The organism is Allorhizobium sp. GW101-3B10, assembly GCF_059424725.1.
Genome location: NZ_JBWKZR010000001.1, coordinates 1,222,959 through 1,249,424, shown reverse-complemented (window position 1 = coordinate 1,249,424; position 26,466 = coordinate 1,222,959). Strand labels below are relative to the sequence as shown.

Sequence of the window (26,466 nt, the reverse complement as noted above, 5' to 3'; positions counted from 1 at the left end):
ACGCGGACGAGCCTAAAAACCAGACCGAAACGACCGCCGATCGGGCACCCTGCGCAATTATCGCGCATTTGTTATACCCCCTGTTAAAGCCTTGGGCACTAGACTGCACCCGACCAGGGAGCCGATATTGCGCAACAGTGACCTTCAGACATCCAGTCAGGCCGGCGAGCAAGATCGCCGCGACCAGATGGCGCGGGGAAACCGCTTCCTCGGCCGTGTCGTCGCCTGCAACGGTTCGCGCGCGACGATCGCGGCCATCGCCGAGGATGGAGGCACGGAGCTGACCGAGCTCTGGTCGGTCGGCCGGCTGATCTCGATCACTGTGGGCCAGAACCGCGTCGTGGCGCTTGCCTATTCGATGCAAACCGGCACGAAAAACTGGGGCGAAGGCGAGGACAACACCGTCCTCATCGAGGTCGAACTGCTGGGCGAAGTGCATGTCGGCGACGACGGCAGCGAGCTCTTCTCGACCGGTATCTCGCGCTATCCCTATCTCGGCGCCATCGCCCATCGCATCCGTGCTGCCGACCTCCTGCGCATCTACGACACCCGCAAGGGCGACACCGCCGTGATCGGCAAGCTCACCCAGGACGAGAGTATCGACGCGACGATCCACGTCCCCTCCATGCTGTCCAAGCATTTTGCCGTGGTAGGCTCGACCGGGGTGGGCAAGTCGACTGCCGTCTCGCTGCTGCTGCGCAAGGCGATCGAGAGCGATCCCAAGCTTCGCGTGCTGATCCTCGACCCGCACAACGAATTCGCCGCCGCCTTCCCCGAACACGCTGTCGTCATCGACACCGACACGCTCGACCTGCCCTTCTGGCTGATGCGGCTCGAGGAATTCGCCGAGGTCCTGTTCCGCGGCCGCCCGCCAATCGCCGAAGAGCTCGACGTCCTGCGCGACCTGATGCCGGAGGCCAAGCGCGCCTTCCGCGGCAATGAGAGCGCACTGATGCGCCGCACCAGCGACAAGAGCTCGATCACCGCCGACACCCCGGTGCCCTACCGCATCGCCGACCTGCTGGCGCTGATCGACGAGCGCATCGGCCGCCTGGAGGGCCGCGGCGAGAAACCCATGCTGCGCTCGCTGAAGATGCGCATCATGGCGGCGATCAACGACCCGCGCTACCATTTCATGTTCTCCAACAACACGATCAGCGACACGATCATGGAGACGATCGCCCACATCTTCCGCATCCCGGGAGACGACCGGCCGATCTCGACCTTCCAGCTCGCCGGCATCCCGTCGGAAGTGGTCAACTCCGTCGCCTCCGTGCTCTGCCGCATGGCCTTCGAATTGGCGCTGTGGTCGAACGGCGCGATCCACATGTTGGTCGTGTGCGAGGAAGCCCACCGCTACGTGCCTGCCGACCCCAATCTCGGCTTCTTCCCGACCCGCCAGGCGATCGCCCGCATCGCCAAGGAAGGCCGCAAATACGGCGTCTCGCTCGGCATCATCACCCAGCGCCCCGGCGAACTCGACCAGACGATCCTGTCGCAGTGCTCGACGCTCTTTGCCATGCGCCTGGCCAACGACCGCGACCAGGAGATCATCCGCTCGGCGATCCCGGACTCGTCGATCTCTACCACCAGTTTCATTTCGTCGATCGGCAACGGCGAAGCGATCGCCTTCGGCGAGGCCATCGCCGTGCCGATGCGCATGCGCTTTACGCGCGTCGACGAAAGCCACCTGCCGAAGGCGAACGGCGTCACCGCCAAGGCCTCGGACGACAGCCCCGACACCGTCGACCTGCGCACCATCGTCAGCCGCATGCGCGCCATTGCCGGCCCCGACATCTCCGCCTTCCAGCAGAGTTTTGACGCCGGACTGTCGGGCGGACTCGACGAAGCAGACGAATACGCGCTGGGCGCCGCGACGGGCGAACTGCCGAGAGCCGGCATCCCCGAGAACGAGGCATTGCCCCATCTCGGCCACGATGCGAGCTTCGAGGAAATCCGCCAGGCCCTGATGACCCCGCCGCCGCAATCGGCCCCGCCGGCCCTGCGCCAGCCGGAACCGGCATTCGAGCGCCCGGCTCCGCGGCTCGACGCCCGGCAGCCCGACGCCGCCCAGTTCGACCGGCCGCGGCACGACGCCCCGCCGATCGAACCCTACCGCCCCGACATGCTGCCGCGCACCGCACCGTCGGACGAGCCTCCACGCTACGCCCGCCGGCTGGACGATCCGTCGGACGCCCTCCGCGACCCCTACACCGCCCGGCCGCAACCGTCGCCGGAGCGAACCGAACCCGCCCCGCCGATCCGGCGCGAATCCGGTTCGTCGCTGCGCGAGAGCATCCTGAAAAAGCCGCTGTCGAGCCTCTACCGCAAGGACTGAGGCTGCCCCGTCAGGCGCGAACGACAACCCTCACCGAGTCTCAGCGTCCGGCGCGATCGGCGGACACCTCGACGATAGCCCTCACCCTGAAGTGGGAGCGCCAGCGACCCTCGAAGGGCGAGGGCGTATGGCTGAGATGCGGCATAGCCAGCCGAACGCTTGAAGCGCGCGGAGGAGAAATTGCCCCTCACCCTAGCCCTCTCCCGCAGGCGGGGGTGAGAAATGGTCGGCGAAGCCGACGAAACGATCCAGTGAATCGTTTCAAATGACGAACGCCATGAGCAAAAGCGAAGGGCTGGCAAAGGTGCCGGCAGGCGGATGAGGGGCAGCCGCGGCGTGCCGTGGCCGGAATGCCCTCACCCTGAGGTGGGAGCGCCAGCGACCCTCGAAGGGCGGGGGCGGATGGCGGATCATGAAACCAGTGCCGCCCCCTCAGCCGACCCTCTCCCAGCTCTCGTCCATCTGGTTGCGGAACCAGGTCATCTGCCGCTTGGCATATTGCCGTGTGGCGGCCGAGGCCGTTTCGACGACCGCTTCCGGCGTCATCTCGCCCCGCAGCATGGCGGCGATCTGCGACACGCCGATCGCCTTCATCGCCGGCATGTCCGGCGAAAGCCTAAGCGCGAGCAGCGCCTCGACCTCCGCGACCGCGCCGTCGGCGAACATCCGCGCGAAGCGGCGGTTGATCCGCTCATGCAGCAGCCTGCGGTCCGGCAACTTGACGATCTTGCGCGCCCGCTCCGGATCGACGATCACCGGCCCGCCCTGCCCCTGGAACGCGGCGATCGACCGGCCGGTCGCCTCCAGCACCTCCAGCGCCCGCACGATGCGCTGCCCGTCCTGGCGGCCGAGCCGCGCGGCCAACGCCGGATCCCGGCTTTCGAGCTCCTGATGGAGCGCCTCCGGGCCCTCCGCGATCAACCGGTCGCGCAGGCGCTTGCGGATCTCGGCCGGGATCGCCGGCATGTCGTCGAGCCCGCCGGTCAGCGCCTTGAAATAGAGCCCGGTGCCGCCGACGATCACCGGCAGCACGCGCTTCGTCTTCAGATCCGCGATCAGGGCCGCCACGTCCCGCAGCCAATCGCCGGTCGAATAGGCGGAACCTGCCGGCACATGGCCGTAGAGATGGTGCGGCACGCCCTCCATCTCTTCCTCCGAAGGCCGCGCCGTCAGGACCCTCAGCGTGTCATAGACCTGCATGCTGTCGGCATTGATGACGTGGCCGCCATGCCGCTTTGCCTGTTCCAGCGCCAGCGCGGACTTGCCGCTGGCGGTCGGCCCGGTTATCAGGATCGCGTCGATGTCGTTTTCAGGGTTTTCCATCATGGCCTTCGTTGCCACGCTTCTCGCCAATCCGTCAAATCCGATCCTTGAGCCCGCGCTTGCCGAGCGCGCCGCCGAGAGCCTCAAGGCATCCGGCCTCTACTGGCTCGCCGACGGCATCGCCTGCGACATCGTGCTGAAGGACGGCACCGACGAAAAGGCCGCCGAAGCGGAGCTTCGCGCGCTGATCGGCGATCAGAAGATCGACGTCGCCGTGCAGGATGCCGACACGCGGCGCAAGAAATTCCTGATCGCCGACATGGATTCCACCATGATCGGCCAGGAATGCATCGACGAACTGGCCGCCGAAGTAGGCCTCAAGGACAAGGTGTCACTGATCACCGCCCGCGCCATGAACGGCGAGATCGCCTTCGAGCCGGCGCTGCGCGAACGCGTCGCATTGCTGAAGGGCCTGCCGATCAAGGTGGTCGACGAGGTGATTGAAAAGCGCATCACGCTGACTCCCGGCGGCCTGGAGCTGATCGCCACGATGAAGGCCAAAGGTCACTACACCGCCCTCGTCTCCGGCGGCTTCACCGTCTTTACCGCGCCGATCTCCGCCCGCCTCGGTTTCCACGAGAACCGCGCCAACATCCTGCTGGAAAAGGACGGAATCCTCACCGGCGAAGTGGCCGAGCCGATCCTCGGCAAGCAGGCCAAGGTCGACGCGCTGGTCGACATCTCCGCCCGCCTCGGCATCGACACCCACGAGGCGATCGCGGTGGGCGACGGCGCCAATGACCTCGGCATGCTGGAACTTGCCGGCTCCGGCGTCGCCCTGCACGCCAAGCCCTCGGTCGCCGCCCAGGCGAAGATTCGCATCGACCACGGCGACCTCACCGCCCTGCTCTACCTCCAGGGTTATCGCAAGACCGATTTCGTCGCGCCCTGATCGCGCACGGAGAGCGGCCATGGCACCGATCCTCGAAACGCCGCGTCTCATTCTGCGCAACTGGCGCGACGACGACCGCGACCTGTTTCGCGAGATCAACCGCGACCCCAAGGTCATGGAATTCTTTCCTTTCCGCCGCAGCACGGAGGAAGCCGACACGATGATGGAGCGCATCCGCGCCGTCATCGATGAGACGGGCTTCGGTTTCTACGCGGTGGAACTGAAGGAGAGCGCCGAGCCGATCGGCTTCTGCGGGCTGGCCAGGGCCGGGATTTCTCCGATCCTGCCGGAAGACACCGTCGAGATCGGTTGGCGGCTCGCCACCCGCTTCTGGGGCCAGGGCTACGTCACCGAAGCGGCCCGCGCGCTCATCGATTTCGGATTCGCGACCAAGGACTTGGACGAAATCGTTGCATTTGCGGTTGAAGCCAACAGCCGCTCGACGGCGGTCATGGAGCGGATCGGTATGCGCCGCGACGCGGATGGCGACTTCGACCACCCGCGCGTCCCTGACACCCATCCGCATCTGAAGCGGCACGTCCTTTACCGGATCGGCCGTCCCGAGGTTTGAACAGGGGCGCGATCAGGCGCCCTTGACGATGTAGCCGCCCGGCGCATTGGCCCACGGGAAACGCTTGACCGGTGCGACAATGCCGTTCTTGCGGGCGAAATCGTCCCAGGCGCGCGTCTCGCCCGGCCATTTGCTCGTTGCATACTCGTCGAGGATCAGCACGCCGCCCGGCACCAGCCGGTCCCAGCAATGCTCGAGAATGGTCTTGGTCGGCTCGTAGATGTCGACGTCGACATTGATCAGGCAGAAGCGCGATTCCGGGTTCTTCTCCAGCCATTCCGGCAGGGTCTTGGAAATGTCGCCCTCGACGATCTGGCCGCGTCCGGTCGGCAGCACGCCGTCCTCGTTGTGCAGCTTCAGGAGTTCGCGGAACTCGTCGAGGAAATTCTCGGAGCTTAAGCCCCCGACTTCCTTCTGCACGTTGGCGTCGAGCGCGCCGTCCTCTTCATGCAGGCTCGGAAATCCGGCGAAGCTGTCGAAGCCGATGACCTTCTTGTGGGTGGCGGTCGGGGTCAGGACCTCGATGAACTTGTGCCAGCTGAAGAAGGACTTGCCGTAGTAGACACCGAAGTCGGCATAGTGGCCCGGCAGTTCCACGGTCAGCTTGAACAGCTCGTAATGCGCCAGCTGCCGGATGAACGAACGCCGGCTCACATAGGTCGGGAACAGATCCAGATAGTGGCGCACGTCGTGCGGCCAGCGGGTGGTGATCTCGTTGAGCTTGGCGAAAAACTTGCTCTCGCCGTCTGAGGGGTAGAAAAAAGTGTCCTTCATGTCCGATGCGCCTTCCCGCCTGGTCGCGTCCGGCCGACACAGCCCTCGATGATGGGCCTTTGAGTCGTCGCCGCTGCGTCTGTCTGCTGAGCGGAACCTAGGCAGCGAAACTTGTCCCAGGCTGTGAGCACCATCAAGGGCGCAAACGCCCGCATTTGTCGCGATTTGGGACAGCCCCCCCGACATTAATCATCCGCTCACGCTGTTTCGACGCACCGCGCGCGGTCTGCGCCGTTTCACGAGCTTTTAAGTTCCTGCATTTATTCTAATATCCATGAACGCCATCAAACCCGCCCGGCTTCTCGAAAAACTCCGTGCCGTCGGTGATGCATTCGTGCGTCTCGGCGAAGCCGGCCAGACCGAAGCCGAGGCGGACCATATCCGCGCGATCCGCCTGTCGACGGTCTTGCGCAATACGCCGTGGATGATGGCTGCCAATATCGCCAATGCCGCGGTCGCGCTCCTGGCCTTTGCCGGCAGCGACATGTTCCCCTGGGTCGCCGCCTGGGCGATGATCGTCATCCTGATCGCGGCCTATACCGGCATCGCCAAATGGCGCAACCGCAAGCAGCCGCCGCGGCGGACGGCCTCCTTGCGGGGCTCGCGGCAAGCCATCGTCTTCGCCGCCGTGCTGAGCGGGCTTTGGGCGGCCCTGACGGTCTTGTTCTACCTGCATGCCACCGACCAGCAGCGTCTGGTGATCGTCGCGATCTCCGTCGGCATGATGGGGGGCGGCGGTTTCGCGCTCGCCATGGTCCCGCCGGCGGCGATCACCTTCAGCGTCTTGATGGGACTGGGATCGCTGCTGGCCCTCAGCGTCGCAGCGGAAGCGGTAGGCATCAGCCTGTTTGCGCTCTACGTCATCTACACCGCGATCATCGTGCGTTCGTCGCTGGCGCTCTGCGAAAGCCTGACCATGCGCGTGCGCGCCCAGATCGCCACCGGCGAACAGCGCGACGTCATCGGCCTGCTGCTCAACGACTTCGAGGAGAACGCCGCCGACTGGCTGTGGGGCCTCGACCGCGATCTGCACCTGCACCGTGCCTCCCCGCGCCTATTCGAGCAACTCGGCTGTACCGAGGAGGAAGCCTACGGTCGCGCGCTGTGGGATCTGCTCCCCTGCGAAAGCGCAGGCTGCAGGGCACGGCACAAGCTGGGCGGTCTGGACGCCCTTCGTCACCAGTTGACCAGCCATACCTCCTTCCGCGACTTCGAGCTGTGCGTCGTCCGGAACGGAGAACAGGGTGTCTGGTCCCTGAGCGCCAAGGCCATCTTCGACGACCACGGCACTTTCACCGGCTATCGCGGCGTCGGGCGCGACGTCACCCAGGCGCGCGAGGCGCACCGCCGGATCGAACATATGGCACGCCACGACAGTCTCACCGATGTCGGCAATCGTGTCCAGCTCAACGAGGACCTCCATCGGGCGATCGACCGCCTGGAGCGCTTCGACGAGCATTTCTCCATCCTCCTGCTCGACCTCGACCGCTTCAAGCAGGTCAACGACACCCATGGTCACGGCGCCGGCGACCAGTTGCTGCGCGAGGTGGCCAAAGTGCTGCAATCGGTGTGCGGCGAGACCGACACGCTGGCCCGGCTGGGCGGCGACGAGTTCGCCGTCATCCATACGTCGACGCAGGACCCGCGCGACGCGGGGGCACTCGCCGAAAGGCTGGTCAATGCGCTCTCCCAACCCTTCCCGCTGGCTTCCGGCACGGCTCGCATCGGCGTCTCGATCGGCATCGCCTGCGCCCCCAATGACGGCCGCGACGCCGACACCATGATGCGGCATGCCGACCTTGCGCTCTATCGTGCCAAGGCCGACGGGCGCAACCGCTTCCACTTCTTCGACACATCGCTCGACGCCGCCGCGCGCCGCCGCAACCTCATCGAACAGGAACTGCGCGCCGCCGTGGCGGCCCGGTCCCTGACGCTGCACTTCCAGCCGCTGGTCGACAGCGGCAGCGGCCAGGTCGTCTGCGTCGAAGCCTTGTTGCGTTGGCACCATCCGACGCTGGGAGCCATCAGCCCGACGGAATTCATCCCGATTGCCGAGGACATCGGCCTGATCGAGACGATCGGCGCCTGGGTCATCCGCCAGGGATGCATGGCCGCAGCCTCCTGGCCGGAATCGGTGCGGATCGCGGTCAACCTGTCGCCCCGCCAGTTCGCCGGAACAGGGCTCTATGCCGCCATCACCGCCGCCCTGCGCGACAGCGGCCTGCCGCCGGCCCGTCTCGAGCTGGAAGTGACGGAATCTCTGCTGCTGAAGACCGATGCGCTGGTCGAAGCGACGCTGGCTGCCCTCGCCGCCCTCGGCGTGCGCGTCGCACTCGACGATTTCGGAACGGGCTATTCCTCGCTCAGCTATCTGCGCAGATACCGCTTCGACAAGCTGAAGATCGACCAGTCCTTCATCTCCGACATTGAAACGAACACCGATAGCCGCGCCATCGTCGACGCCATCATCCGGCTCGGGCACGACCTTGGCATGTCTCTGGCTGCGGAAGGCGTCGAGACCAAAGCGCAATACGAGATCCTGCGGACCCTCGGTTGCGGCGAAATCCAGGGCTATCTGATCGGCCGGCCGATGCCGGACGAGGACCTGGAGCGGTTCCTGACGGACCCGAACGAGACACGGGCGATCCGCCATAGCGCCTGAGATGCGCGCCGCCGGCCAGCGGCCGGACCGCCGATCTGCCGGATGCCCGAAGCGCCGGGACTATTCGAGGGGAATGGCGACGTGGCGCAGGTTGCCCTCGGCGTCGGCGATCATCACATAGGCGTTGCGCCGACCCTCGTTCTTGAGCGCGCTCAGCGTCTGGCCGACATCCTCCGGCGTCTCGACGAATTCCTGGGCCACCTCGACGATCACCTGGCCCGGCTCCAGACCCTTTTCCGCAGCCGGCGAACCCGGCTTGACGGACGTGATCACCACACCCTCGACGCTCTCGGCGATGGAATAGGTCTTGCGCGCGGCATCGTCGAGCGTACCGAGTTCGAGCCCAATCGCGCCCAGCACGGCCGGAAGCTGCGCATCCGGCACCGCCGGCGACTGCTGCTCGCCGCCCTCTTCGCCGGGAGCGGTCTCCTCGCCGTCCTCCTGTGGCAGGTCGCCGTCCTGCGGCGGCGTGCCGGATGCCGACGATGCGTCGGCCGCCTGCTCGTCGTCGAGCTGGCCGAGCTTGACCTTCAGGTTCTGTTCCTTGCCGTCGCGCAGGATCTTCACCTCGACCTCGGCGCCGACCGCGCTCTCGGCGACGATCCGCACCAGGTCGCGCGTGTCGTCGACGCCCTTGCCGTCGAAGCCGATGATCACGTCGCCGACCCGGATCGGGCCGTTCTCGACCGGCCCGCCCTTGACCAGCCCGCTCACCAGCGCACCGCGCGCCTTGCCGATCTTCAGGCTCTCGGCCACCTCATCGGTAACCGGCTGGATACGCACGCCGAGCCAGCCGCGGCGCGTCTCGCCGAATTCGATCAGCTGCTTGATGACGTTTTCCGCAAGTTCGGTGGGAACCGCAAAGCCGATGCCGATCGAGCCGCCGCTTGGCGAGATGATCGCCGTGTTGATGCCGATCACCTCGCCGCTCATGTTGAACAGCGGGCCGCCGGAATTGCCCTTGTTGATCGCCGCGTCGGTCTGGATGAAATTGTCGTAAGGGCCGGCATTGATGTTGCGGCCGCTCGCCGAGATGATGCCGACGGTGACCGAGCCGCCGAGCCCGAAGGGATTGCCGATCGCCATCACCCAGTCGCCGATGCGCATCTTGCGCGAATCGCCGAATTTCACCGCGGTAAGCGGTGCGGGCGGTTCGACCTTCAGCACCGAAAGGTCGGTCTTCGTGTCGGTACCGACCAGCTTGGCCTTGAGCTTGGAACCGTCGGGGAAGATCACCTCGATGTCGTCGGCACCCTCGATCACGTGATTGTTGGTGACGACGAAGCCGGCCGGGTCGATGACGAAGCCGGAACCCAGCGAATTGACCTTGTTGTTGTCGCCGTCCTTGCCGCGGTTCTTGAAGAAGTCCTCGAACAGTTCCTGGAACGGCGAGCCTTCCGGCACCTGCGGCACCGGCCCCTCGCCCTCTTCCTTGACGCTCTGGGAGGTGGAAATGTTGACCACGGCGCCGAGCAGGCCCTGCGCCAGGTCGGCGACCGATTCCGGTCCCTGCGCCAGGGCCGGACGTGCCGGACCGAGCGAACCGAGGGCCAAGGCCGTCCCGAGCAGCAGAGCCGGGATGAGCGTGCGGGACTTGGCGGCGGTCAGGGTCATGCGGTCTTCCTCTCGCGAACTGGCGTCTTTTTTGGCCGCAGCATAAGGCGGAAAGATGAAACGGGAAATCAATTTCGCCGGAGCGATGAACGCGGCGAAGTTAGCCGCGCACCAGCCAGACAAGCCCGACGCCGCAGGTCACGGAGACAAGGCCTGCAAGCCGCAACTGCTCCGGCGGAATCGACGGGAGCAGGCGCGCCATCTGCACGAGAAAGCGAGGGGCCAGTGCATAGACCAGCCCCTCGATGATCAGGAAGAAGGCAAAACCTGCGAGCAGATCCGCCATGGTCACCGTCAGTTACCGACGGCCGGTGCGGCAGGTGCAGCCGGTGCGGCCGGGGTCGCGGGCGTGCCCTCGGAGTCGTTGAAATAGCGGAAGAACTCCGAATCCGGCGACAGCACCATCGTCGTTCCGGTACCACTCAGCGCTCCGGTATAGGCCCGCATCGAGCGATAGAACTCGAAGAACTGCTCGTCGCGGCCGAAGGCCTCGCCGAAGACCCGGTTACGTTCGGCATCGCCCTGACCGCGCAGGATTTCCGAATCGCGCTGCGCTTCCGCCTGCAACTCGACGACCTGGCGGTCGGCGATGGCGCGGCGGCGCTGGCCTTCTTCGTTACCGCGGGCGCGGATCAGTTCGGCCTCGGCCAGACGTTCGGCCTTCATGCGGTCGAAGGTCTGCTGCGAGACTTCCTGGGTCAGGTCGGTGCGGCGGATGCGCACGTCGGAAATGGTGACGCCAAGCGATTCGGCATCGACCCTGAGATCGTTACGCACTTCCTGCATCATCGATGCCCGGGCGTCGGAGAGCGCCGCCTCGAAGCCGCGCAGACCGTAGACGCGACGCAGCGAGGCGTCGAGACGGGTGCGCAGGCGCGATTCAGCCGATTCGCGGTCGCCGGAAACGGTTTCGCGGAAGCGGCGGGCGTCGGTGATCTTGTAGACCACGAAGGCGTCGACCTCGTAGAATTTGCCGCCGGATACCTGGACGCGGATGTTGTCGAGGTCGAAGCGCAGCGCCTGGTCCTCGACATACTGGACACGGTCGGCGTCGGCGAAGGCGAAGGGCAGCTTGAAGTACAGGCCCGGCTCCTTGTGCACGGCCTGGATCTGGCCGAAGCGCACGACGATCGCCTGCTGGCGCTCGTTGACGACGAAGATCGACGAATAGACCAGCAGCAGCAGCGCGGCGAGCCCGATCAGGGCATAAGCGAGACGATTGGACATGATCAATTGCCTCCCTGCGTCTGGGTCTGGGGCTGGGTCGCGGTCTGGCCCATGCGGCCGACTTCGTTGAGCGGCAGGTAAGGCACGACGCCCTGCTGGTTCTCGCCGATGATGACCTTGTTCGAGTTCTTCAGAACCTGCTCCATGGTTTCGAGATAGAGGCGCTTGCGGGTCACGTCCGGCGCCTTGCTGTATTCCTCGTAGATGTCGACGAAGCGCTGCGCTTCACCCTCGGCTTCCTTGACGACGCGATCCTTGTAGGCGGCGGCCTCTTCGCGGATCTGCGCGGCCTGACCGCGGGCCTGGCCAAGCTGCTGATTGGCATACTTGTTGGCTTCCTCGACGAAACGGTCCTCGTCCTGCTCGGCGCGCTGCACTTCGTCGAAGGCATCGGCCACTTCGCGCGGCGGGGCCGCATCCTCGATCGCCACGGCATTGATCGAAATGCCGGCGCCGTAATTGTCCATCGTGCCCTGCATGATGGTCTTGACGTCGGCCGCGATCTGCTGGCGGGCGTCGCGGAAAATGTCCTGCGCCGGACGGCGGCCGACCACTTCGCGCATCGCGCTCTCGGCGACCTGCTGCAGCGTCAGCTGCGGGCTTTCCAGGTTAAACAGGAAGGCCTTCGGATCGCTGACGGTGAACAGGACCGAGAACTGCACGTTGACGATGTTCTGGTCGCCCGACAGCATCAGGCCGGCATTCGACGAGGACGCAGCCTTGGCGCCGATGTTCTGCTGCTGCTCGGTGACCTTGACGATCTCGACGGTCTCCAAGGGCCACAGGTGGAAGTGCAAGCCCGGCATGGAAACGTCTTCGGTCGGCTTGCCGAAGCGCAGCTCGACGCCGCGCTCGTCCGGTTGGACGGTATAGACGGCCTGAACCAGCCAGAAGGCTGCAAGGACAAGAGCCAGGACAGTGATCACGCCGCCGTTGAACCCGCCGGGAATGATGCTCTTCAGCCGGTCCTGACCGCGCCGGATCAGGTCCTCGAGATCCGGGGGCGTATTGCCGCCACCGCCGCCGCGCGGTCGGTTCGGCCCCTGCCCCCAGGGGCCCTTGTTATCACCGCCGCCGCCGCCCCATGGGCCGCCGCCGTTCTGATTGCTCCAGGGCATTCATACCTCTTAGCTTTGAATTCTCTCCCGATGCCTGCGCGGTTGCCTTGCGGCTCCTCGCGGACGTTAGTCCCGTTATAGGTATCGGCACCCGTGCTTTCAACGGAAAGCACCTAACTTCTTCGAGAGTTACGGAAAATAGTGCGTTATGCCGCAGGCCTGCGGCGATAGACGGTGTATCGCGTCGGGAAATTGTCCTTTTCGCCGGCGGGCACGTTCGTTTCCTCGATTTTCTCGAAGGCCGCCGGATCGATCGCCGGGAAGACGGTATCGCCGTCCATCGCCGCCTCGACATGCGTCACATGCAATTCGTCGGCGAACGGCAGCGCCTGCCGGTAGATCTCGCCGCCGCCGGCGACGCAGACCGCATCGACGCCCGCGGCAGTGGCGATCGCCTTGGCCCGCGAAAGCCCCTCCTCGAGGCTCCCCGCCGTCTCGACGCCCGGCATCTCGATCGCCGGGCCGCGGCTGACGATCACGTGCGGCCGCCCGGGCAAGGGTTTTCCGCCGACGGATTCGAAGGTCTTGCGGCCCATCACCAGCGGTTTGCCGAGCGTCAGCGCCTTGAACCGCTTGAGGTCGGTCGACAGCTTCCACGGCATGTCGCCATCGCGGCCGATCACGCCATTCTCGGCCATGGCGACGACGATGACGATCTTGGGGTCAGACATTGCCGGCCTTTCGCATGAACCATCCATGACCATCAGACGGCGATCGGCGCGCTGATGCTGGGATCGGCCTCATAGCCTTCGAGGCTGAAGTCTTCGAACCGGAAGGCGAACAGGTCGCGCACCTGCGGATTGATCCGCATCGTCGGCAAAGCCTTCGGCGCGCGCGACAGCTGCAGCCTCGCCTGCTCGAAATGGTTGGCATAGAGGTGGGCATCACCCAGCGTGTGGACGAAATCGCCGGGCTCGAGATCCGTCACCTGCGCCACCATCATCGTCAGCAGCGCATAGGAGGCGATGTTGAAGGGCACGCCGAGAAAGATGTCGGCCGAGCGCTGGTAGAGCTGGCAGGACAGTTTTCCGTCGGCGACGTAGAACTGGAACAGGCAGTGACAGGGCGGAAGCGCCATCTCGTCGACTTCCGCCGGGTTCCAGGCGGAGACGATATGGCGGCGCGAATTGGGGTTCTTGGTGATGCTCGTCACCAGATTGGCGATCTGGTCGATATGACCGCCCTTGCCGTCTGGCCAGGAGCGCCACTGCGCGCCGTAGACCGGCCCGAGATCGCCGTTCTCGTCCGCCCACTCGTCCCAGATGCTGACGCCGTGCTCCTTGAGATAAGCGATGTTGGTGTCGCCCTTCAGGAACCACAGGAGCTCATGGATGATCGAGCGCAGATGCAGCTTCTTGGTCGTGGTGACCGGAAAACCCTCGGAAAGGTCGAAGCGCATCTGGTGACCGAACACCGAGCGCGTGCCGGTTCCGGTGCGGTCGCCCCGGTCGGAGCCGTTCTCCATCACGTGCCGCAAGAGGTCGAGATACTGCTTCATGATTCTGCCGCCGATTCCTGTTCGGCGGCAATGTAGCGTCCCCGCGCGGCGGAACCAAGCGGCCCCGCCGGTTTTCCCATGCTGAGCTCAGAGGTCGTCCAGTTTGCCGAGTTCCTTGGCGACCAAGTAGTAGAAGGTCACGCGCGACTTGCTGTTGTCCTTCGCCATGATCGTGCATACCGTATCGACGGCCTTGTCGGCGGACGGGCCGGTCACGCCGAGCTTCTTGCCGCACCACTTTTCCTTGACGCGGGCAAGTTCATCCGGATCGGACGCGGAGACGAGCGAGGAATCACGGTTGCGCAGGGCAATTCCGAGGTGACGCACGATCTTGTTGACCGCCTCCTCGTCGGCGCCCGGGTCGTAGTGCTTCACTTCTGCAAGATAGTCCGTCATGGCCTTCTTCCTTTCGCTGAACGCGGACGTCTCATGCGCGCCCGCTTGATAAACAGAATGTGAGAAGCGTGTGTGACCGTCAAGCGCCCGGCCCATGCCCGGTGGGACGCGGCGCAAAATTCGCCGGCGCCAATTGAGTTTTGCCAGGAATCCGGCGATGAACGTCAACCGGCACGCACAGTCGTCCAGAACACACGGAGACACACGCGAATGGCATTCAAACGACTTGTCCTGGCCCTGCTGACGGCGCTTACGACGGCGACGGCTCCCCTTCCCGCCCACGCCCAGTCCGGTGCGCCCCATCGACACGTCGGCATGTGGAATGTCGAGGCCGGCGGGCCGGCCGGAAAGTGCCAGATCGAGCTGCAGAGCCACACGTTTGCCGGACGCCTCGCCGCCCGCTCGATCATGTGCATGGGGCCGCTCGCCTTCGTCAACGGCTGGGCGCCCGACCGCAACGGCTTTTCCCTTCTCGGGCTCGACGGCCGCCCCATCGCCAGTTTCGCCCCGGCGCGCGGCATCATGAACGGTCGGCTCGCCGACGGCTCGCTGGTCATCATGCGACCGGCCGGCCGCCAGCGCATGGATGCCGCACAGCCGACGCCGGGCGGCGGCGCAAACCCCTGCTACATCCGCGAGGACACCGGCAAGTGCGTCGGCCCCGAGGACACGGTCGCGCCGCGCGGACCCCATCCGGTCCGGGTTTTGATCACCGGCCTGATGAACATCCGCCGCGAACGCAGCCTCGAAAGCCAGGTCGTCGGGCAAGTGAAGGCCGGCCAGTGCATCATCGTCAACGCCTGTTTCGACACCAAATGGGGCGTTCGCTGCGAGATCCCGATGGACGGCGGCGCGACCCGCGGCTTCATCCTGAAGTACTATGAGAAGAAAGGCCGCGACTATGTCGGCTTCGTCAATCGCTGCTGACGCAAACTTCCTTTCGCTTTGCCCTTTTCATTGGCGGATGAAACACCTATATCTGCCTTGCCGGGGCTTGCTCCGGCTATGGCGATAAACGGTCGGTGTAATAAGCCTATTGGACCCGGGGGCGGTACCCGGCGCCTCCACCAAAAACCGGTCGGTCTTCGAAGACCGGCTTTTGATGGGGGCGAAATAGGATCGACAAGGGTGTAAAGATCGAACTTTTGCTCGGCATGATACCGCCGTTATCGGGTCACAAGTGTAGTTGCAAACGACAACAACGCTAAGGGTTATGCTCTCGCTGCCTAATGGCGGTGCGGGAAATCCGAACTAAGCCCTCAAGGTTAGCCCCTTGAGGCGGGGTCCGAAGGCACCTGGCAACAGAAGCCTTCACCTTCCCTCCCCTTTGCCTACCCTCTGCTTTTCAAATCGTGTAATATGCATCGTTATGACTCGGGTGACGGGGGCTTTCCCCGAATGCGGCGTCGTGGCATATAGCCGCGCAAAGACGCCAAGCAAGAGAAAGACAGGATCATATGGGGAACGACCATATTCGCTACGACATTCTGGCTCAGGACGCGCTGCGCGGCGTCATCCGCAAGGTGTTGACCGAAGTCGCAGCCACCGGCCGTCTTCCGGGTGACCATCACTTCTTCATCACCTTCCTCACCGGCGCGCCGGGCGTGCGCATCTCGCAGCACCTCAAGACCAAATATGCCGAGCAGATGACGATCGTGGTGCAGCACCAGTTCTGGGACCTCAAGGTCACCGACAGCCAGTTCGAGATCGGGCTCTCCTTCTCCGACACCCCGGAAAAGCTGGTCATCCCGTTCAACGCCATCCGCGGCTTCTACGACCCCTCCGTCAACTTCGAGCTCGAATTCGACGTGCCCCTGGCCGATGAAGACGAGGAAAGCGCGGAGATCACCGCCTACCCGGTTTCGGCCGTCGAACGGAGCGAGGACCAGTCCGAGCCGAAGGCCGGCGACGAAGAGAAGAAGCCGGGCTCGGTCGTCTCGCTCGACGCCTTCCGCAAGAAGCAGTAGTCTTCGAGGAGACCCCGCGCGTCGTCGCCCGATGGCGCGCCCCGTTCCGGGATGAGAGGCATGAGCGCAGACGTCGTCAATCTCCGTCAGTTCCGCAAGGCCAGGACCCGCTCCGAAAAGGAGAAGCAGGCGGAACAGAACCGCCTGACCTTCGGCCGCAGCAAGGCCGAGAAGACGCTGACGAAGGCGCTCAACGCCAAGGCCGAAAAGACTCTCGACCAGGGCCGCCTCGAGACGTCGGACGACGAATAGCCCACCGGCAAATTCGATTCCCGATCAAGCACCTGCGCGGTTTTCCGGATTCACCTTGTCAGCCGCCTGAATCAGATTCCGAGCCGGAGCCGCGATGATCCGCAAGCACTCGATCACCCTGCACGGCCATCGCACCAGCTTTTCGCTGGAAGAGGCGTTCTGGGACGAACTGAACGCCATCGCCGCGGAACGGCAGATCCCGCTGGCCGCCCTCGTGGTCGAGATCGACGAGACCCGCGACCCGCGCACCAATCTCTCCTCGGCCGCAAGGCTCTATGTTCTCGCCCGCCTCAAGGCGGCAGCCGAGCGTTGACCCGCCACTAATGTAGCGGGCGCACGATTATGTCCAATAACCTTTTATTAAGAAGGCCATCCTAGTCTTGGACTATTCATGATTGCGTCGATGCCCCGTATTTTAAGGCTCAGTTGCGCGTATTGCCCATCGATCCAACCGTGTGACGTGATTTCACGAAGCTCCTTTTTCTCAAGGATTTAGACATGGTAACCGCAATTTCTTCAACGTCCGCCACCACGTCCACCACCGCCCTCGACCAGGCCGGCTCCTCCAGCACCTCGCTGAAGTCGTCGATCGCCAAGCTCGAAAGCCAGATCACCTCGAAGGAAGAGGAACTGGCCAGCGCCGAGACCGACGACCAGAAGTCCGAGATCAATGACGAACTGACCGAGCTTCGCGCCTCGCTGGCCAAGCTCGAAGCGCAGCAGACGCAGATGGAAGCGGCTGAAAACGCCGCGAAGACGCCCACCGCCGAGCAGGCGAAGCCCGCGCTCCTGTCGGGCGAAAGCGACAAGATCGGCAGCACCAATTACGACGAAGAAACGCCCTTCGGCGAGCGCTACGCCTATGTCTGAGCGCAGGCTCCAGTGACCAAGGATAAAGGCGGCCGGCAAGGGCCGCCTTTTTTCATGGCCGCGGCTCGGCCTTGGCCGGGCATGGCTTGAAGCGCGTCGCGCCATCGGTATCGAGCGCGCCGGTCGCCGACAGCGACATCAGCGCCTCGCCATCACGCTCGTAGACATGGCGGTCGAGCCAGAAGTCGGCCTCGCCGGAACACAGAAGGTCGACCACGAGGCTCTCCTTGAGCACCGACGCGGCGCCGAAATTGCAACCATATTCATAGCCCCTCACCAGTGCCCTGTCCTTGGCCGCATCATATTCGAACGTCAGCGGCCCCATGTCGCAGGAATATTCCGTCTCCGGATCGGCGTTCTCGACGGCATAGCCGTCCTTCGCCTTGGCAAGTTCGGCAACGAAAGCGGTCACCTTGCCGTCCAGCACGCCGCCGGTCTCGTAATCCCAGTTGCCGAGCCGCCAGCCGGCCGCCTCGGCGAAGTCCTCGAAGCGCTTCTTGCCCTTGCAGGCCGTTGTGTCGTCGCAGTCGAGGAAATAATCCTCCATCTGCTTGTCGATCTCCTCCAGCGTCATCAGTTCCAGCGCCGCCGGATAGTAGCCGAGCAGTGCCGCATTGCCGAGCGCCCCGGCGCAGACGCCTGCGGTCTGCTGTTCGAAACAGGCGCGCATCGACGCCGTCAGCCGCCGCTCGACCACGGGCCTGAAGGCATCCTCGCGCGTCACGTCGCTCGCCTCGCCGTCACGCAAGGCCATGATCTTCACCGGCGGCGCAGATTCGGCATAGCTCGAAAAGGCGTACAGGAAGCGATCGTCTCTGAGGTCGAATTCGATATTACCGTCCTCGTCGAGATCGGCCGGCACGACGCCGAACCCGTCGAACGTGCCGAGCTCGACGGTCTTGACCGCATCGTCGCTTGCATGGGCGAGCGCCACCGCCGTGCAGCAATGCGCCCCGCCGCTGAACGCGGAAAACACCACGCCCGGCTGCGCCCATTGCAGCGGATAGATGCCGATCTGGCCGCGCGCCATCTCGTCCGGCCCGGTTTCGAGGCGAATCACCGTCTCGCCCTTCTCCTTGTGGCGGACCTTGAGCACGGCCGTCGCCGTGCCCTCGTCATTCTGTTCGCCGCTCAGCGTCAGCGTCCAGTCTTCGCCGCTATAGGTCTTGCCGAAATTAGCGCGCGTCCAGTCGACCATCATGCCGGAGCCGATCGTCACCTCCTTGGCTTCGCTCGTCTCCTCCGTCTTGGCCGGGCCGAAATCGCCGCGATCGAGCGCCCGGGCGCAGTCGGCGATCTGCTTCAGCGTATCGTTGGAGCCGGACAGCGAGAACGGGCCGTAGCTGACATTGTCGACGCTCAGCGTCATACGTCCGGCATCGCGCAGCGCGGCCATGAAACTCGCATGGGGATTGGTCAGGTAGAGCCCGCCCGAGCCGTCGGTGACGTTCGCCCGCATGGTGCCGGTCCACTTGCGCCGATCGGTGTGGACGACGACGTCATAGTCTTCCTCGTTGGTCAGCCAGCCAAGCTTGCTGCTGGCGATCAGCACGACCACGTCCTTGCTGTTCGGCCGCACGAAGAACAGGCCACCCTTGCCCCCCTTCGGCGAGGCGATGCAGACCTTGTCCTGGCGGTCATAGGCGACCGTCCAGCCGCGATTCTCGGCGAACGGCTGATAGCGTTCCTCTGAACGCGCAGGACCGGCAGCGCCGGCCAAAACAAGCAGGAAAACATACGTGAAAACAGTGCGAAGCATTCTCAGGCCCCCCTTGCCAGGCCGGGTTCCGACCGGCGACATGTTCCAGCCTAGGCCCCGGCCCCGCGGCAGGCAAGCGGCCCCGCGGTCGCAGTGTTTCAGCCTTTAGTTGACGCCCGGCAGCCCCTCGAACTGCAGCTGCACCGGAGGCAGGGCGCCGCCGCGGGTGACGCCTTCGCCGCGCGGCACCGGCAGTTGCGGCGCCTCCGCATCGCCGATCGGCGGCGGAGCCTGTCTGGCCGCCTCAGCCGCCTTGCGGCGCGCCTCTTCCTCCGCCGCCCGACGCTCGGCCGCGGCCTTCAGCCGGACCTCCTCGGCGATCCTTGCCCGCTCGGCCGCAGCCCTGGCGCGTTCCTCCGCACGGTAGCGGTAGAGGGCCGCCTCGCGGCGCAGGCGCTGTTTTTCCAGCACGTTGGACTGCAGCGTCTCGACCCTTCGGCGCTCTCGCTCGAAGGCGCGCTGCGACAGGAAATTGGCCAGGTCGCCGACGTCCAGCTTGCGTTCGGGGCTGGCGACATCGCCCGAAAGCAGCAGCCGGACGCCCGGCTCCGCGCCGGCCAGCGCGTCGTCACCCGCTGCGAAGGCCATGCGGATGTCGGCTTCGGTCCGGCGCTCGGCAAGATCGACCCGCGCCGTACCATCCAGCTTCGCCGCCTCGTTGGCGAGCGACAGCGTGGTAACGCGCAACACCCCGTCGGTGATGTTGAACGGAACCTCGACATTGGCAAAGGCGCTGGACGCGCCGCCGAGCAGGCGCTCGGCAAGGCCCTGGACCTTCTCGGCGGTAACCTCCCCCTCGATCGCGTCGGCCTCCGGCAGGATCTTGGTCAGGAGCCTGCTGTCGAGGCGATGCACGGTGAGCGCCGCAACCTTGGCCGTGCCGGAACCGTTGGTCGCCTCCAGCAGGCCGCTGACGCTGGCGCCCGTCGCCTCGGCCACGAGGTCGAGGTCGAGCTTGCCCTCCAGCACACCCGCTTCGTCCACCCGCCCGATTGCCTTCTCGACGGCGGTGAGGTCGGCCTGGCGCAACGAGATCCGCCCCTGATAGAAGCCGTTGCCGTCGGTGTTGGCGACCATCAGCCGACCGCTCATCGTGCCGCCGAGCCATTGCCCGGCCGCGTCCTCGAGCGTCAGTTGCCCGCCCGCACCACTCAGCTTGCCGGAGAAACCGGCGATCGGCGCAAACACGCCCGGCGAGAAGCTCTTGGCGGTGAAAGCGAGGTTGAACTCGAAATCGCTGCGCGGCTTCGGCAGCGGCGCTGCCGAGACGGTCCCCGTGCCGGGATCGGTCACGGGCCCCAGCACGCCTTCCGCCAGCCAGGCGAGATCGACGCTGTCGAGCGCGAGTTCGCCGCCGACCTTGGGAACGGCGCCGTTCCAGTCGACCGAGAGTGCGCCGGTGATCCGGTTGCCCGCAGCCTCCGCATCGATCGCCGAGATGGCGGCCTTGCCGTCACCCAGGGCCAGTTCGGCGCCGAGCCGCGCCGGCAGCCCCGCCCCGCCCTGCGGCAGCACGACGCCGGTCATCATCAGATAGGGTTCGATATCCGGGCTCTCGAGCTTGACCGTGCCGCTTCCCTTGGGGAAGCCTGCCGCCGCAAGCCCGATCTTGCCGCGCGCCGAAAGCGTCGTGCGTCCGGCAGCTAGGGTCAGCGTCGCATCGGCCGGTTCGTTGCCGGCACCGTTGACGCTGAACTGCAGCCGCCCGCCCTCGCCGCCGCCGATCGGCAGCGGGTCGAGACCGGCTTGCCCCAAGAGAATCTGCGCCTCCGGGTTTTCCAGCGTTGCGGCAAGGTTGACCTTCGCGTCGCCGTTGAGCTTGGCCAGGTCGTCGACGCCGTAGTCAAGGGCGATGCGGCTGCCGTTCGACGTGCCGGCGACCTTGACCGCCATGCCACCGCCCGCCGCCTCGCCGAAGACAAGGCTCGCCGTCAGATTGCTGTTGCCGTACCAAGAGGCGCTCTTCACCAGCCGCGCGGCCAGCGGATGTGTCGGCAGGCGCCCTGCGATCAACGCCAGGAACGGCCCCGGATCGCCCGAGGACAGCGCCACCTGCGCCTTGCCGGAAGGCGATGTCACCGGCCCCTTGACCGTGCCGCTCGCCTTCAGCGCCGCCCCGGCCAGGTCACCGATGTTCAGCCGGTCGATGACGACGCCCGCGCCGTCATAGGTGAACACCGTCTCGACCTCGCCCGCCTCCATGCCGTAGCCGGTCAGCCGGCCGACCTTCAGCCGCGTGGCGATCTTCTCGGCAAGCAGCGCATGGTCGGCTTCCTCGCCGACGATCAGCCCCGCCACGGCGCGCGCCGCGTCGAGGTCGATCTCATTGCCGGTGAGGTCGATCGACAGCGTCGCCGCCTCCTTGTCGAGCGACTGGCGCTCCAGGCGCCCGTTGAGCAGCGCCGGCCCGATCGCCAGTTCCAGCTTCTCGAAACGCTGGATCTGCGGCGTCAGGTTGACGGCGGCGGAAAAACCCATGGACTTCAATTGGCGGACGGCCGGATCGACGCCGCCTGAAATCCAGGTGGACAGGCCCGATGGCTGGGTCGACGCGACCAGCAGGTCGCCGCTGAACGAGGGCGCGGTGCCGAGCACCAGCCGCCCCTTGGCCTCCACCTGCGTGCGTCCGGGAAGCACCACGACGGCGCGCTCGACATTCCAGCCACGTCCATCGGGGCGCACATCGAGCGTCACGTCGCGCAGCACCGTGTCGCCGGCGACGATGGCCGGCAGCCTCAGCGTCGCCTTTCCCGGCAGGTTGGGAATCGGGATCTCGCTCGCCATGGCGATCAGAAGATCGAGCCGCTCCCGCACCGAGCCGGCCGCATTGCGCCCGGTTTTGCCCTTGGCGCTTTCATTGGCGAGCCGGTTGACGTCGACCTGCTGGCCCTCCGCCGTCAGCAGGAATTCCGGATTGGCGCCGGTATCGAGCTTGGCCTCACCGGTCACGACATAGGGATCGGCCGCCTCGCCCAGCTCGAACCGGTAGGACTTGACGACGATGCGCTCATTGGTGAGTTCGAAATCGCCCTTGGCCCGCGGCTGCGGCGTCTTCGGGTCGGCCTTGGCGGTCTGTATGCCCTTCCACACCGCCTGGAAACGGCCCTGATAGTTCGGCTTGCCCGCTTTAAGGCTGAGATTGCCGTCGAGCTCGATGTCGAACGGCCGGGCGTCCGGCTGCAGCCTCAGCTTCAGCGAGATGGCGTCGGCGCCGATCTCCGGCTGCAGGCTGGAGAGGAAGAAATGGCCGGCCTCGCCGTCGAGCGCCGCCTTGCCGTCGACCGACCACGGACCGGCCAGCGAGCGCGCCGACATGTCGGCATCGAGCCCGGTAAGCTTGCGGGTGCGGCCGGTCTGCTCGTCGATGAAATCGATCTCGCCGCCGACGATGCGAACCTTCTCCAAGACGACCGTGCGGGCCGGGATATCGGCACTGCTGCCGCGCAGCCAGTCGAGCGTACCGTCGGCGGAAAGCCGGATCCGCGCCTTCGGCTCCTCGATGCGCATGTCGAAGATGCGGGCCTCGCCGGAGAGCAGCGGCGCGAGCTCGGCATCCATGGAAAAGCGCGCGACATGCACCAGCGGCTTGCCGTCTTGGTCGGCGCCGACCGTCACGTCATGCAGCGTCACCGAGGGGAACGGCAGCAGGCGCGCCTCGACCTCGCCGAGCACCGTGACCTTCTTGCCCAGCACGCGACTGGCCTGGCTCTCGAAATCCTTGCGGAAATCGGTCCAGTCGACGAACAGCGGCGCCAGCAGCGCTCCGAACAGCGCGACGACCAACACCCCGCCAAGGAAAACCAGTATGCGTCCGAGCACGTCTTTCGACTCCCATCACTTCCGGCGCAAAGGTAATGCAATTCCCGTCGGGGGCAAGCCGCGAGCGGCGCTCTTCACATACGGAAGATCTTGCCCGGATTGAATATATTGTCCGGATCGAGGCTTTTCTTGATCGACCGCATCAGCGGGATGGCCGAGCCCAGTTCCTGTTCGAGATAGCTCATCTTGCCCTGGCCGACACCATGCTCGCCGGTGCAGGTGCCCTCCATGGCCAGCGCCCGGGCGTTGAGCCGCGCCATGAACGCCTCCGACTTGGCGAGTTCCACCGGGTTCTTGTCGTCGAACAGCATCAGCACGTGGAAATTGCCGTCGCCGGCATGGCCGACGATCGGCGCCAGAAGCCCGGTCTCGCGAATGTCGGCCTGGGTCTCGGCGACGCAGTCGGCGAGCCTGGAGATCGGCACGCAGACGTCGGTCGACAACCCGTTCAGTTCCGGCGCCAGCGCCCGGCCGGCCCAGTAGGCATTGTGGCGCGCCTTCCACAGCTGCGCCCTCTCCTCGGCATTGGCGGTATAGCGGAATTCGTCCGACCCGTACTCGGCGGCGATTTCCCGGAACTGCGCGGCCTGCAGCTCGACCGTCTCCTCGGTGCCGTGGAACTCGACGAACAGCGTCGGCTTCTCCGGATAGGAAAGCTTGGAATAGGCGTTGACCGCCTTCATCTGCATTTCGTCCAGCAGCTCGATGCGAGCGACCGGAATGCCCATCTGGATGGTCATGATCACGGTGTCGCAGGCCGCCTTGAGGCTCGGAAAGGCGCAGACGCCCCCGGAAATCTTGGCCGGAATGCCCTGCAGCTTCAGCGTGATCGAGGTGATGATGCCGAGCGTGCCCTCGGCGCCGACGAACAGCCGCGTCAGGTCATAGCCGGCCGACGACTTGCGGGCGCGCTGTGCCGTCCTGATCTCCTCGCCGTCGGCGGTGACCACGGTGAGCGCCAGCACATTGTCCTTCATCGTGCCGTAGCGCACCGCATTGGTGCCCGAGGCGCGCGTCGAGGCCATGCCGCCGATCGAGGCATTGGCGCCGGGATCGATCGGGAAGAACAGGCCGGTGTCGCGCAGATAGGTGTTGAGCTCCTCGCGCGTGATGCCGGGCTCCACGGTGCAGTCGAGGTCTTCGGCATTGACCGACAGCACCTTGTTCATCCGGGTGAAATCGACCGAGATGCCGCCGCTCGGCGCGTTGATATGGCCTTCGAGCGAGGAGCCGGTGCCGAACGGGATCATCGGCACTTTGTGGGCCGCGCAGGTCTTCACCACCGTCTTCACGTCGTCGCTCGTCTCGACGAAGACGACACCGTCGGGAAGCTGGGCCGGGAGATAGGAGGTCGTGTGGCTGTGCTGCTCGCGGAAGGACTGGCCGGTCTGGAAACGCTCACCGAAGCCCTGCTTGAGGATGCCGAGCACGGTCGTGATCCCCGCCTCGTTGCGAACCCCTGCGACGACATCCTTCAAGGCCATGCGAACCGTCTCCCCCGCTCTGCCGCCTCGGCAGTATGCTCACCAAAACAGGACCGAGCTATGGGCCAAGTCGCTCCCGCTTGTCCAGTGTCGAGACCATGCCCGCCGACGGTAATGCACAAATGGGCCGCGCGAAAGCATTGCGGTGCGAAATGGCCTTGGGTTAGATGGTCTTCATGAGAACCGTCCTCAAAGGCCTCGTCATCATCCTTGTCCTCCTCGGCGCCGCCAGCGGCTATGTCTGGTGGAATTACGCTGCCATGGTGACGATGATCCTCAAGCCCCAGACGGCGGCCGCCGGTGACATCACCGACGAGAGTTTCGGCCTCGTCACCCCCGACGGCAAGCACTTTGCGCTCGGCGATCTCGAAGCAGCGCTGGCGAGCTTCACGCCGTCCGCCGATGGCACGCCACGCCCGCTGGTGCTGTTCGTGCACGGCTTCGGCCCCGACCCGGACGGCGAGTTCGGCCTCTACACCATGGGTGAACTGGCCAAGGGTGCCAATGCCGATGTCATCATGTTCAACTGGCCGTCCTGGATTTCGATGACCGAATTCCCGGTGCTGAACGCCAAGGCGGCGAGCGAAAGGCTGATCCTTCTGCTCCGGAAAATGGCCGGGCTGCGCGGCCCAGGCCTGCCGCTGGCGGATCGCCCGGTGATGATCGTCGGCCATTCGATGGCCGGAGAAGTCTTCCGCCATCTGGCCGAGGCGACCCCCGACCTGCCCGCCGGCCTGGTGAAACGCATCCTCTTCGCCGTCCCGGAAACGGCGCTGCCCGATCACCGGCTATGGATGGAAAAACTCGGCTTTGCCGACGAGATCTTCGTCTTCGTCAACGCGGACGATCCGGCCCTCCAGGTGACCACGCGCATGTACAACACGGCGCGGCTCGGCAGGACGCTCACCAATCTCGACGGCTCGGCCGAACCGCTGGCGCAGAATGCGAACTACATCCTGCTCGACCCGGAAAGCTGGCGCCACTATTTCTTCGTCTCCGGCCAGCGCAGCGAGGCGATCGACCAGATCTTCGCCGACATCCTGAAGAACGGCGCCCCCGCCCTGAAGAATGTCTACCTGCGGCCCGAACCCGCGGGCAATGTCTTTGTCGTCGTCGGTCCGGGCGCCGAAGGCAACTGACGCCGGGCGATCACGCCTTCAGCGTCTCGCCCAGGAAAGTGGTCAACCGCCGCCAGTGCCGCTCGGCCCCGGCCTCGTCGTAGACGCTGTGGTCCGGCACACACCAGCCATGCGCCATGCCGACATAGTTCTCGAGCAGAAAATCCACCTCGGCCGTGCGGAAAGCCTCGACGAGACGTGCCGCCTGCTCCGGCGTGAACGACCCGTCGACGCCGGCCGCGCCGATATGCACGCGCGCCTTGATGGAGGCCGCCTTCAGGTGCGGGCTGTCCGGCTTGTCGCTCGCCAGGTTGCCGCCGTGAAAGCTCGCGGCCGCCGCGATCCGCTCCGGATAGGCCGCCGCCGCAGACAGCGCCCGCGAACCGCCCATGCAATAGCCGACCACGCCGGCCGGACCGCCGGCCCCGGCATCGGAAAGCGCATCGAGGAAATAGGCCGTATCGGCCGCCGTCATCGCCTGGCGCGTGCCGTCGATCATCGCCCGCAACTGCCTGGCGCTCGCCTCCTGCCTGAACGCGGTCTTCGCATCGAACGGACCATAGGCGCCGAAGCGGTAGAACAGGTCCGGCACCAGCACGACATAGCCCTCGCCCGACAACCGTTCGGCCATGTGGTCGAGCGCCGGCCTAGGCCCGAAAGCGTCCATGTAGAGCACCACGCCCGGGCGAATGACGGCCGGGCTCGCGGCACCGGGCAGGAACAGCCCGGCCTTTGCAGTGCCGTCCCCGGTCCTGATGGCGATCTCGCGTTTGCTCATGGACCG

23 protein-coding genes and 1 other RNA gene are annotated in these 26,466 nt (G+C 65.5%); 11 read left to right on the top strand and 13 right to left on the bottom strand.

Annotated elements, in window-relative coordinates:
* Positions 1 to 127 precede the first annotated feature (127 nt).
* The gene (locus tag AC07Y0_RS05870) at positions 128 to 2,338 is read left to right on the top strand and encodes an ATP-binding protein (RefSeq protein ID WP_498675422.1); all 2,211 of its coding nucleotides are present in this window, start codon (positions 128 to 130) and stop codon (positions 2,336 to 2,338) included.
* Positions 2,339 to 2,770: 432 nt separating this feature from the next.
* On the opposite strand, the gene miaA is transcribed toward AC07Y0_RS05870, so the two are convergent.
* Entirely contained in the window at positions 2,771 to 3,664 is an 894-nt protein-coding gene (gene miaA, locus AC07Y0_RS05865; RefSeq protein ID WP_498680179.1) for a tRNA (adenosine(37)-N6)-dimethylallyltransferase MiaA, read from the bottom strand.
* On the opposite strand from miaA, the gene serB reads away from it, so the two are divergent.
* Together serB and AC07Y0_RS05855 are read left to right on the top strand one after the other, a co-directional pair.
* Positions 3,663 to 4,553 (top strand): phosphoserine phosphatase SerB, encoded by an 891-nt coding sequence (serB, locus tag AC07Y0_RS05860; protein ID WP_498675420.1) that lies wholly within the window; start codon positions 3,663 to 3,665, stop codon positions 4,551 to 4,553. The genes miaA and serB overlap by 2 nt on opposite strands.
* 19 nt (positions 4,554 to 4,572) lie before the next feature.
* Complete coding sequence (locus tag AC07Y0_RS05855; RefSeq protein ID WP_498675419.1) at positions 4,573 to 5,124, top strand: GNAT family N-acetyltransferase; 552 nt, start codon at positions 4,573 to 4,575, stop codon at positions 5,122 to 5,124.
* A gap of 12 nt (positions 5,125 to 5,136) precedes the next feature.
* Here the strand turns inward: AC07Y0_RS05855 and AC07Y0_RS05850 are convergent, their stop codons facing one another.
* Positions 5,137 to 5,898 (bottom strand): TylF/MycF/NovP-related O-methyltransferase, encoded by a 762-nt coding sequence (locus AC07Y0_RS05850; RefSeq protein ID WP_498675417.1) that lies wholly within the window; start codon positions 5,896 to 5,898, stop codon positions 5,137 to 5,139.
* A gap of 274 nt (positions 5,899 to 6,172) precedes the next feature.
* On the opposite strand from AC07Y0_RS05850, the gene AC07Y0_RS05845 reads away from it, so the two are divergent.
* Positions 6,173 to 8,560 (top strand): putative bifunctional diguanylate cyclase/phosphodiesterase, encoded by a 2,388-nt coding sequence (locus AC07Y0_RS05845; protein ID WP_498675415.1) that lies wholly within the window; start codon positions 6,173 to 6,175, stop codon positions 8,558 to 8,560.
* A gap of 60 nt (positions 8,561 to 8,620) precedes the next feature.
* On the opposite strand, the gene AC07Y0_RS05840 is transcribed toward AC07Y0_RS05845, so the two are convergent.
* From AC07Y0_RS05840 to AC07Y0_RS05810, 7 genes are all read right to left on the bottom strand, one after another.
* Positions 8,621 to 10,174, bottom strand: a complete 1,554-nt coding sequence (locus tag AC07Y0_RS05840) for a Do family serine endopeptidase (RefSeq protein WP_498675413.1) — start codon at positions 10,172 to 10,174, stop codon at positions 8,621 to 8,623.
* Between the two features lie 100 nt (positions 10,175 to 10,274).
* Positions 10,275 to 10,460, bottom strand: a complete 186-nt coding sequence (locus AC07Y0_RS05835; protein ID WP_498680178.1) for a DUF2065 domain-containing protein — start codon at positions 10,458 to 10,460, stop codon at positions 10,275 to 10,277.
* An 8-nt stretch (positions 10,461 to 10,468) separates the two neighbouring features.
* On the bottom strand, positions 10,469 to 11,401 hold the full coding sequence (hflC, locus tag AC07Y0_RS05830; protein WP_498675411.1) for a protease modulator HflC: 933 nt from the start codon (positions 11,399 to 11,401) through the stop codon (positions 10,469 to 10,471).
* A 2-nt stretch (positions 11,402 to 11,403) separates the two neighbouring features.
* Positions 11,404 to 12,519 (bottom strand): FtsH protease activity modulator HflK, encoded by a 1,116-nt coding sequence (hflK, locus tag AC07Y0_RS05825; protein ID WP_498675409.1) that lies wholly within the window; start codon positions 12,517 to 12,519, stop codon positions 11,404 to 11,406.
* Between the two features lie 146 nt (positions 12,520 to 12,665).
* The gene (locus AC07Y0_RS05820; protein WP_498675408.1) at positions 12,666 to 13,190 is read right to left on the bottom strand and encodes a dihydrofolate reductase; all 525 of its coding nucleotides are present in this window, start codon (positions 13,188 to 13,190) and stop codon (positions 12,666 to 12,668) included.
* A gap of 32 nt (positions 13,191 to 13,222) precedes the next feature.
* Positions 13,223 to 14,017: a thymidylate synthase gene (locus AC07Y0_RS05815; protein WP_498675406.1), complete on the bottom strand. Its 795-nt coding sequence runs from the start codon at positions 14,015 to 14,017 to the stop codon at positions 13,223 to 13,225.
* 87 nt (positions 14,018 to 14,104) lie between these two features.
* A complete protein-coding gene (locus AC07Y0_RS05810) occupies positions 14,105 to 14,413 on the bottom strand; it encodes a DUF2853 family protein (protein ID WP_498675405.1) in 309 nt (102 codons plus the stop codon).
* A gap of 210 nt (positions 14,414 to 14,623) precedes the next feature.
* Here AC07Y0_RS05810 and AC07Y0_RS05805 point away from each other — a divergent pair, with 210 nt between their 5' ends.
* The 6 genes from AC07Y0_RS05805 (at position 14,624) to AC07Y0_RS05780 (ending at position 17,502) form a co-directional block, all read left to right on the top strand.
* Positions 14,624 to 15,340, top strand: a complete 717-nt coding sequence (locus AC07Y0_RS05805) for a hypothetical protein (protein WP_498675403.1) — start codon at positions 14,624 to 14,626, stop codon at positions 15,338 to 15,340.
* A 20-nt stretch (positions 15,341 to 15,360) separates the two neighbouring features.
* Positions 15,361 to 15,729: a transfer-messenger RNA gene (gene ssrA / locus AC07Y0_RS05800) on the top strand.
* A 141-nt stretch (positions 15,730 to 15,870) separates the two neighbouring features.
* Positions 15,871 to 16,380, top strand: coding sequence for an SspB family protein (locus tag AC07Y0_RS05795; protein WP_498675402.1), 510 nt, complete (start codon positions 15,871 to 15,873; stop codon positions 16,378 to 16,380).
* 60 nt (positions 16,381 to 16,440) lie between these two features.
* On the top strand, positions 16,441 to 16,632 hold the full coding sequence (locus AC07Y0_RS05790; protein ID WP_498675399.1) for a DUF4169 family protein: 192 nt from the start codon (positions 16,441 to 16,443) through the stop codon (positions 16,630 to 16,632).
* Between the two features lie 94 nt (positions 16,633 to 16,726).
* Positions 16,727 to 16,945, top strand: coding sequence for a ribbon-helix-helix domain-containing protein (locus tag AC07Y0_RS05785; RefSeq protein WP_498675397.1), 219 nt, complete (start codon positions 16,727 to 16,729; stop codon positions 16,943 to 16,945).
* 185 nt (positions 16,946 to 17,130) lie between these two features.
* A complete protein-coding gene (locus AC07Y0_RS05780) occupies positions 17,131 to 17,502 on the top strand; it encodes a hypothetical protein (protein WP_498675395.1) in 372 nt (123 codons plus the stop codon).
* A gap of 52 nt (positions 17,503 to 17,554) precedes the next feature.
* On the opposite strand, the gene AC07Y0_RS05775 is transcribed toward AC07Y0_RS05780, so the two are convergent.
* The 3 genes from AC07Y0_RS05775 to AC07Y0_RS05765 all read right to left on the bottom strand — a co-directional run bounded on the left by AC07Y0_RS05775 (position 17,555) and on the right by AC07Y0_RS05765 (position 24,564).
* Positions 17,555 to 19,261 (bottom strand): hypothetical protein, encoded by a 1,707-nt coding sequence (locus AC07Y0_RS05775; RefSeq protein WP_498675394.1) that lies wholly within the window; start codon positions 19,259 to 19,261, stop codon positions 17,555 to 17,557.
* A gap of 105 nt (positions 19,262 to 19,366) precedes the next feature.
* Entirely contained in the window at positions 19,367 to 23,080 is a 3,714-nt protein-coding gene (locus AC07Y0_RS05770; protein ID WP_498675391.1) for an AsmA family protein, read from the bottom strand.
* A 74-nt stretch (positions 23,081 to 23,154) separates the two neighbouring features.
* Positions 23,155 to 24,564, bottom strand: a complete 1,410-nt coding sequence (locus AC07Y0_RS05765) for an FAD-binding oxidoreductase (RefSeq protein WP_498675390.1) — start codon at positions 24,562 to 24,564, stop codon at positions 23,155 to 23,157.
* Positions 24,565 to 24,740: 176 nt separating this feature from the next.
* Here AC07Y0_RS05765 and AC07Y0_RS05760 point away from each other — a divergent pair, with 176 nt between their 5' ends.
* Entirely contained in the window at positions 24,741 to 25,703 is a 963-nt protein-coding gene (locus AC07Y0_RS05760; protein ID WP_498675388.1) for an alpha/beta hydrolase, read from the top strand.
* A gap of 10 nt (positions 25,704 to 25,713) precedes the next feature.
* Here AC07Y0_RS05760 and AC07Y0_RS05755 read toward each other — a convergent pair whose 3' ends face one another.
* A complete protein-coding gene (locus tag AC07Y0_RS05755) occupies positions 25,714 to 26,460 on the bottom strand; it encodes a dienelactone hydrolase family protein (RefSeq protein WP_498675386.1) in 747 nt (248 codons plus the stop codon).
* Positions 26,461 to 26,466: the final 6 nt, after the last annotated feature.

Bases quoted from the DNA above. Each gene is read 5' to 3' on its own strand.
- serB (WP_498675420.1), top strand. From the start codon at position 3,663: ATGGCCTTCGTTGCCACGCTTCTCGCCAATCCGTCAAATCCGATCCTT.
- miaA (WP_498680179.1), bottom strand. From the start codon at position 3,664: ATGATGGAAAACCCTGAAAACGACATCGACGCGATCCTGATAACCGGG.
- AC07Y0_RS05855 (WP_498675419.1), top strand. From the start codon at position 4,573: ATGGCACCGATCCTCGAAACGCCGCGTCTCATTCTGCGCAACTGGCGC.
- AC07Y0_RS05850 (WP_498675417.1), bottom strand. From the start codon at position 5,898: ATGAAGGACACTTTTTTCTACCCCTCAGACGGCGAGAGCAAGTTTTTC.
- AC07Y0_RS05845 (WP_498675415.1), top strand. From the start codon at position 6,173: ATGAACGCCATCAAACCCGCCCGGCTTCTCGAAAAACTCCGTGCCGTC.
- AC07Y0_RS05840 (WP_498675413.1), bottom strand. From the start codon at position 10,174: ATGACCCTGACCGCCGCCAAGTCCCGCACGCTCATCCCGGCTCTGCTG.
- AC07Y0_RS05835 (WP_498680178.1), bottom strand. From the start codon at position 10,460: ATGGCGGATCTGCTCGCAGGTTTTGCCTTCTTCCTGATCATCGAGGGG.
- hflC (WP_498675411.1), bottom strand. From the start codon at position 11,401: ATGTCCAATCGTCTCGCTTATGCCCTGATCGGGCTCGCCGCGCTGCTG.
- hflK (WP_498675409.1), bottom strand. From the start codon at position 12,519: ATGCCCTGGAGCAATCAGAACGGCGGCGGCCCATGGGGCGGCGGCGGC.
- AC07Y0_RS05820 (WP_498675408.1), bottom strand. From the start codon at position 13,190: ATGTCTGACCCCAAGATCGTCATCGTCGTCGCCATGGCCGAGAATGGC.
- AC07Y0_RS05815 (WP_498675406.1), bottom strand. From the start codon at position 14,017: ATGAAGCAGTATCTCGACCTCTTGCGGCACGTGATGGAGAACGGCTCC.
- AC07Y0_RS05810 (WP_498675405.1), bottom strand. From the start codon at position 14,413: ATGACGGACTATCTTGCAGAAGTGAAGCACTACGACCCGGGCGCCGAC.
- AC07Y0_RS05805 (WP_498675403.1), top strand. From the start codon at position 14,624: ATGGCATTCAAACGACTTGTCCTGGCCCTGCTGACGGCGCTTACGACG.
- AC07Y0_RS05795 (WP_498675402.1), top strand. From the start codon at position 15,871: ATGGGGAACGACCATATTCGCTACGACATTCTGGCTCAGGACGCGCTG.
- AC07Y0_RS05790 (WP_498675399.1), top strand. From the start codon at position 16,441: ATGAGCGCAGACGTCGTCAATCTCCGTCAGTTCCGCAAGGCCAGGACC.
- AC07Y0_RS05785 (WP_498675397.1), top strand. From the start codon at position 16,727: ATGATCCGCAAGCACTCGATCACCCTGCACGGCCATCGCACCAGCTTT.
- AC07Y0_RS05780 (WP_498675395.1), top strand. From the start codon at position 17,131: ATGGTAACCGCAATTTCTTCAACGTCCGCCACCACGTCCACCACCGCC.
- AC07Y0_RS05775 (WP_498675394.1), bottom strand. From the start codon at position 19,261: ATGCTTCGCACTGTTTTCACGTATGTTTTCCTGCTTGTTTTGGCCGGC.
- AC07Y0_RS05765 (WP_498675390.1), bottom strand. From the start codon at position 24,564: ATGGCCTTGAAGGATGTCGTCGCAGGGGTTCGCAACGAGGCGGGGATC.
- AC07Y0_RS05760 (WP_498675388.1), top strand. From the start codon at position 24,741: ATGAGAACCGTCCTCAAAGGCCTCGTCATCATCCTTGTCCTCCTCGGC.
- AC07Y0_RS05755 (WP_498675386.1), bottom strand. From the start codon at position 26,460: ATGAGCAAACGCGAGATCGCCATCAGGACCGGGGACGGCACTGCAAAG.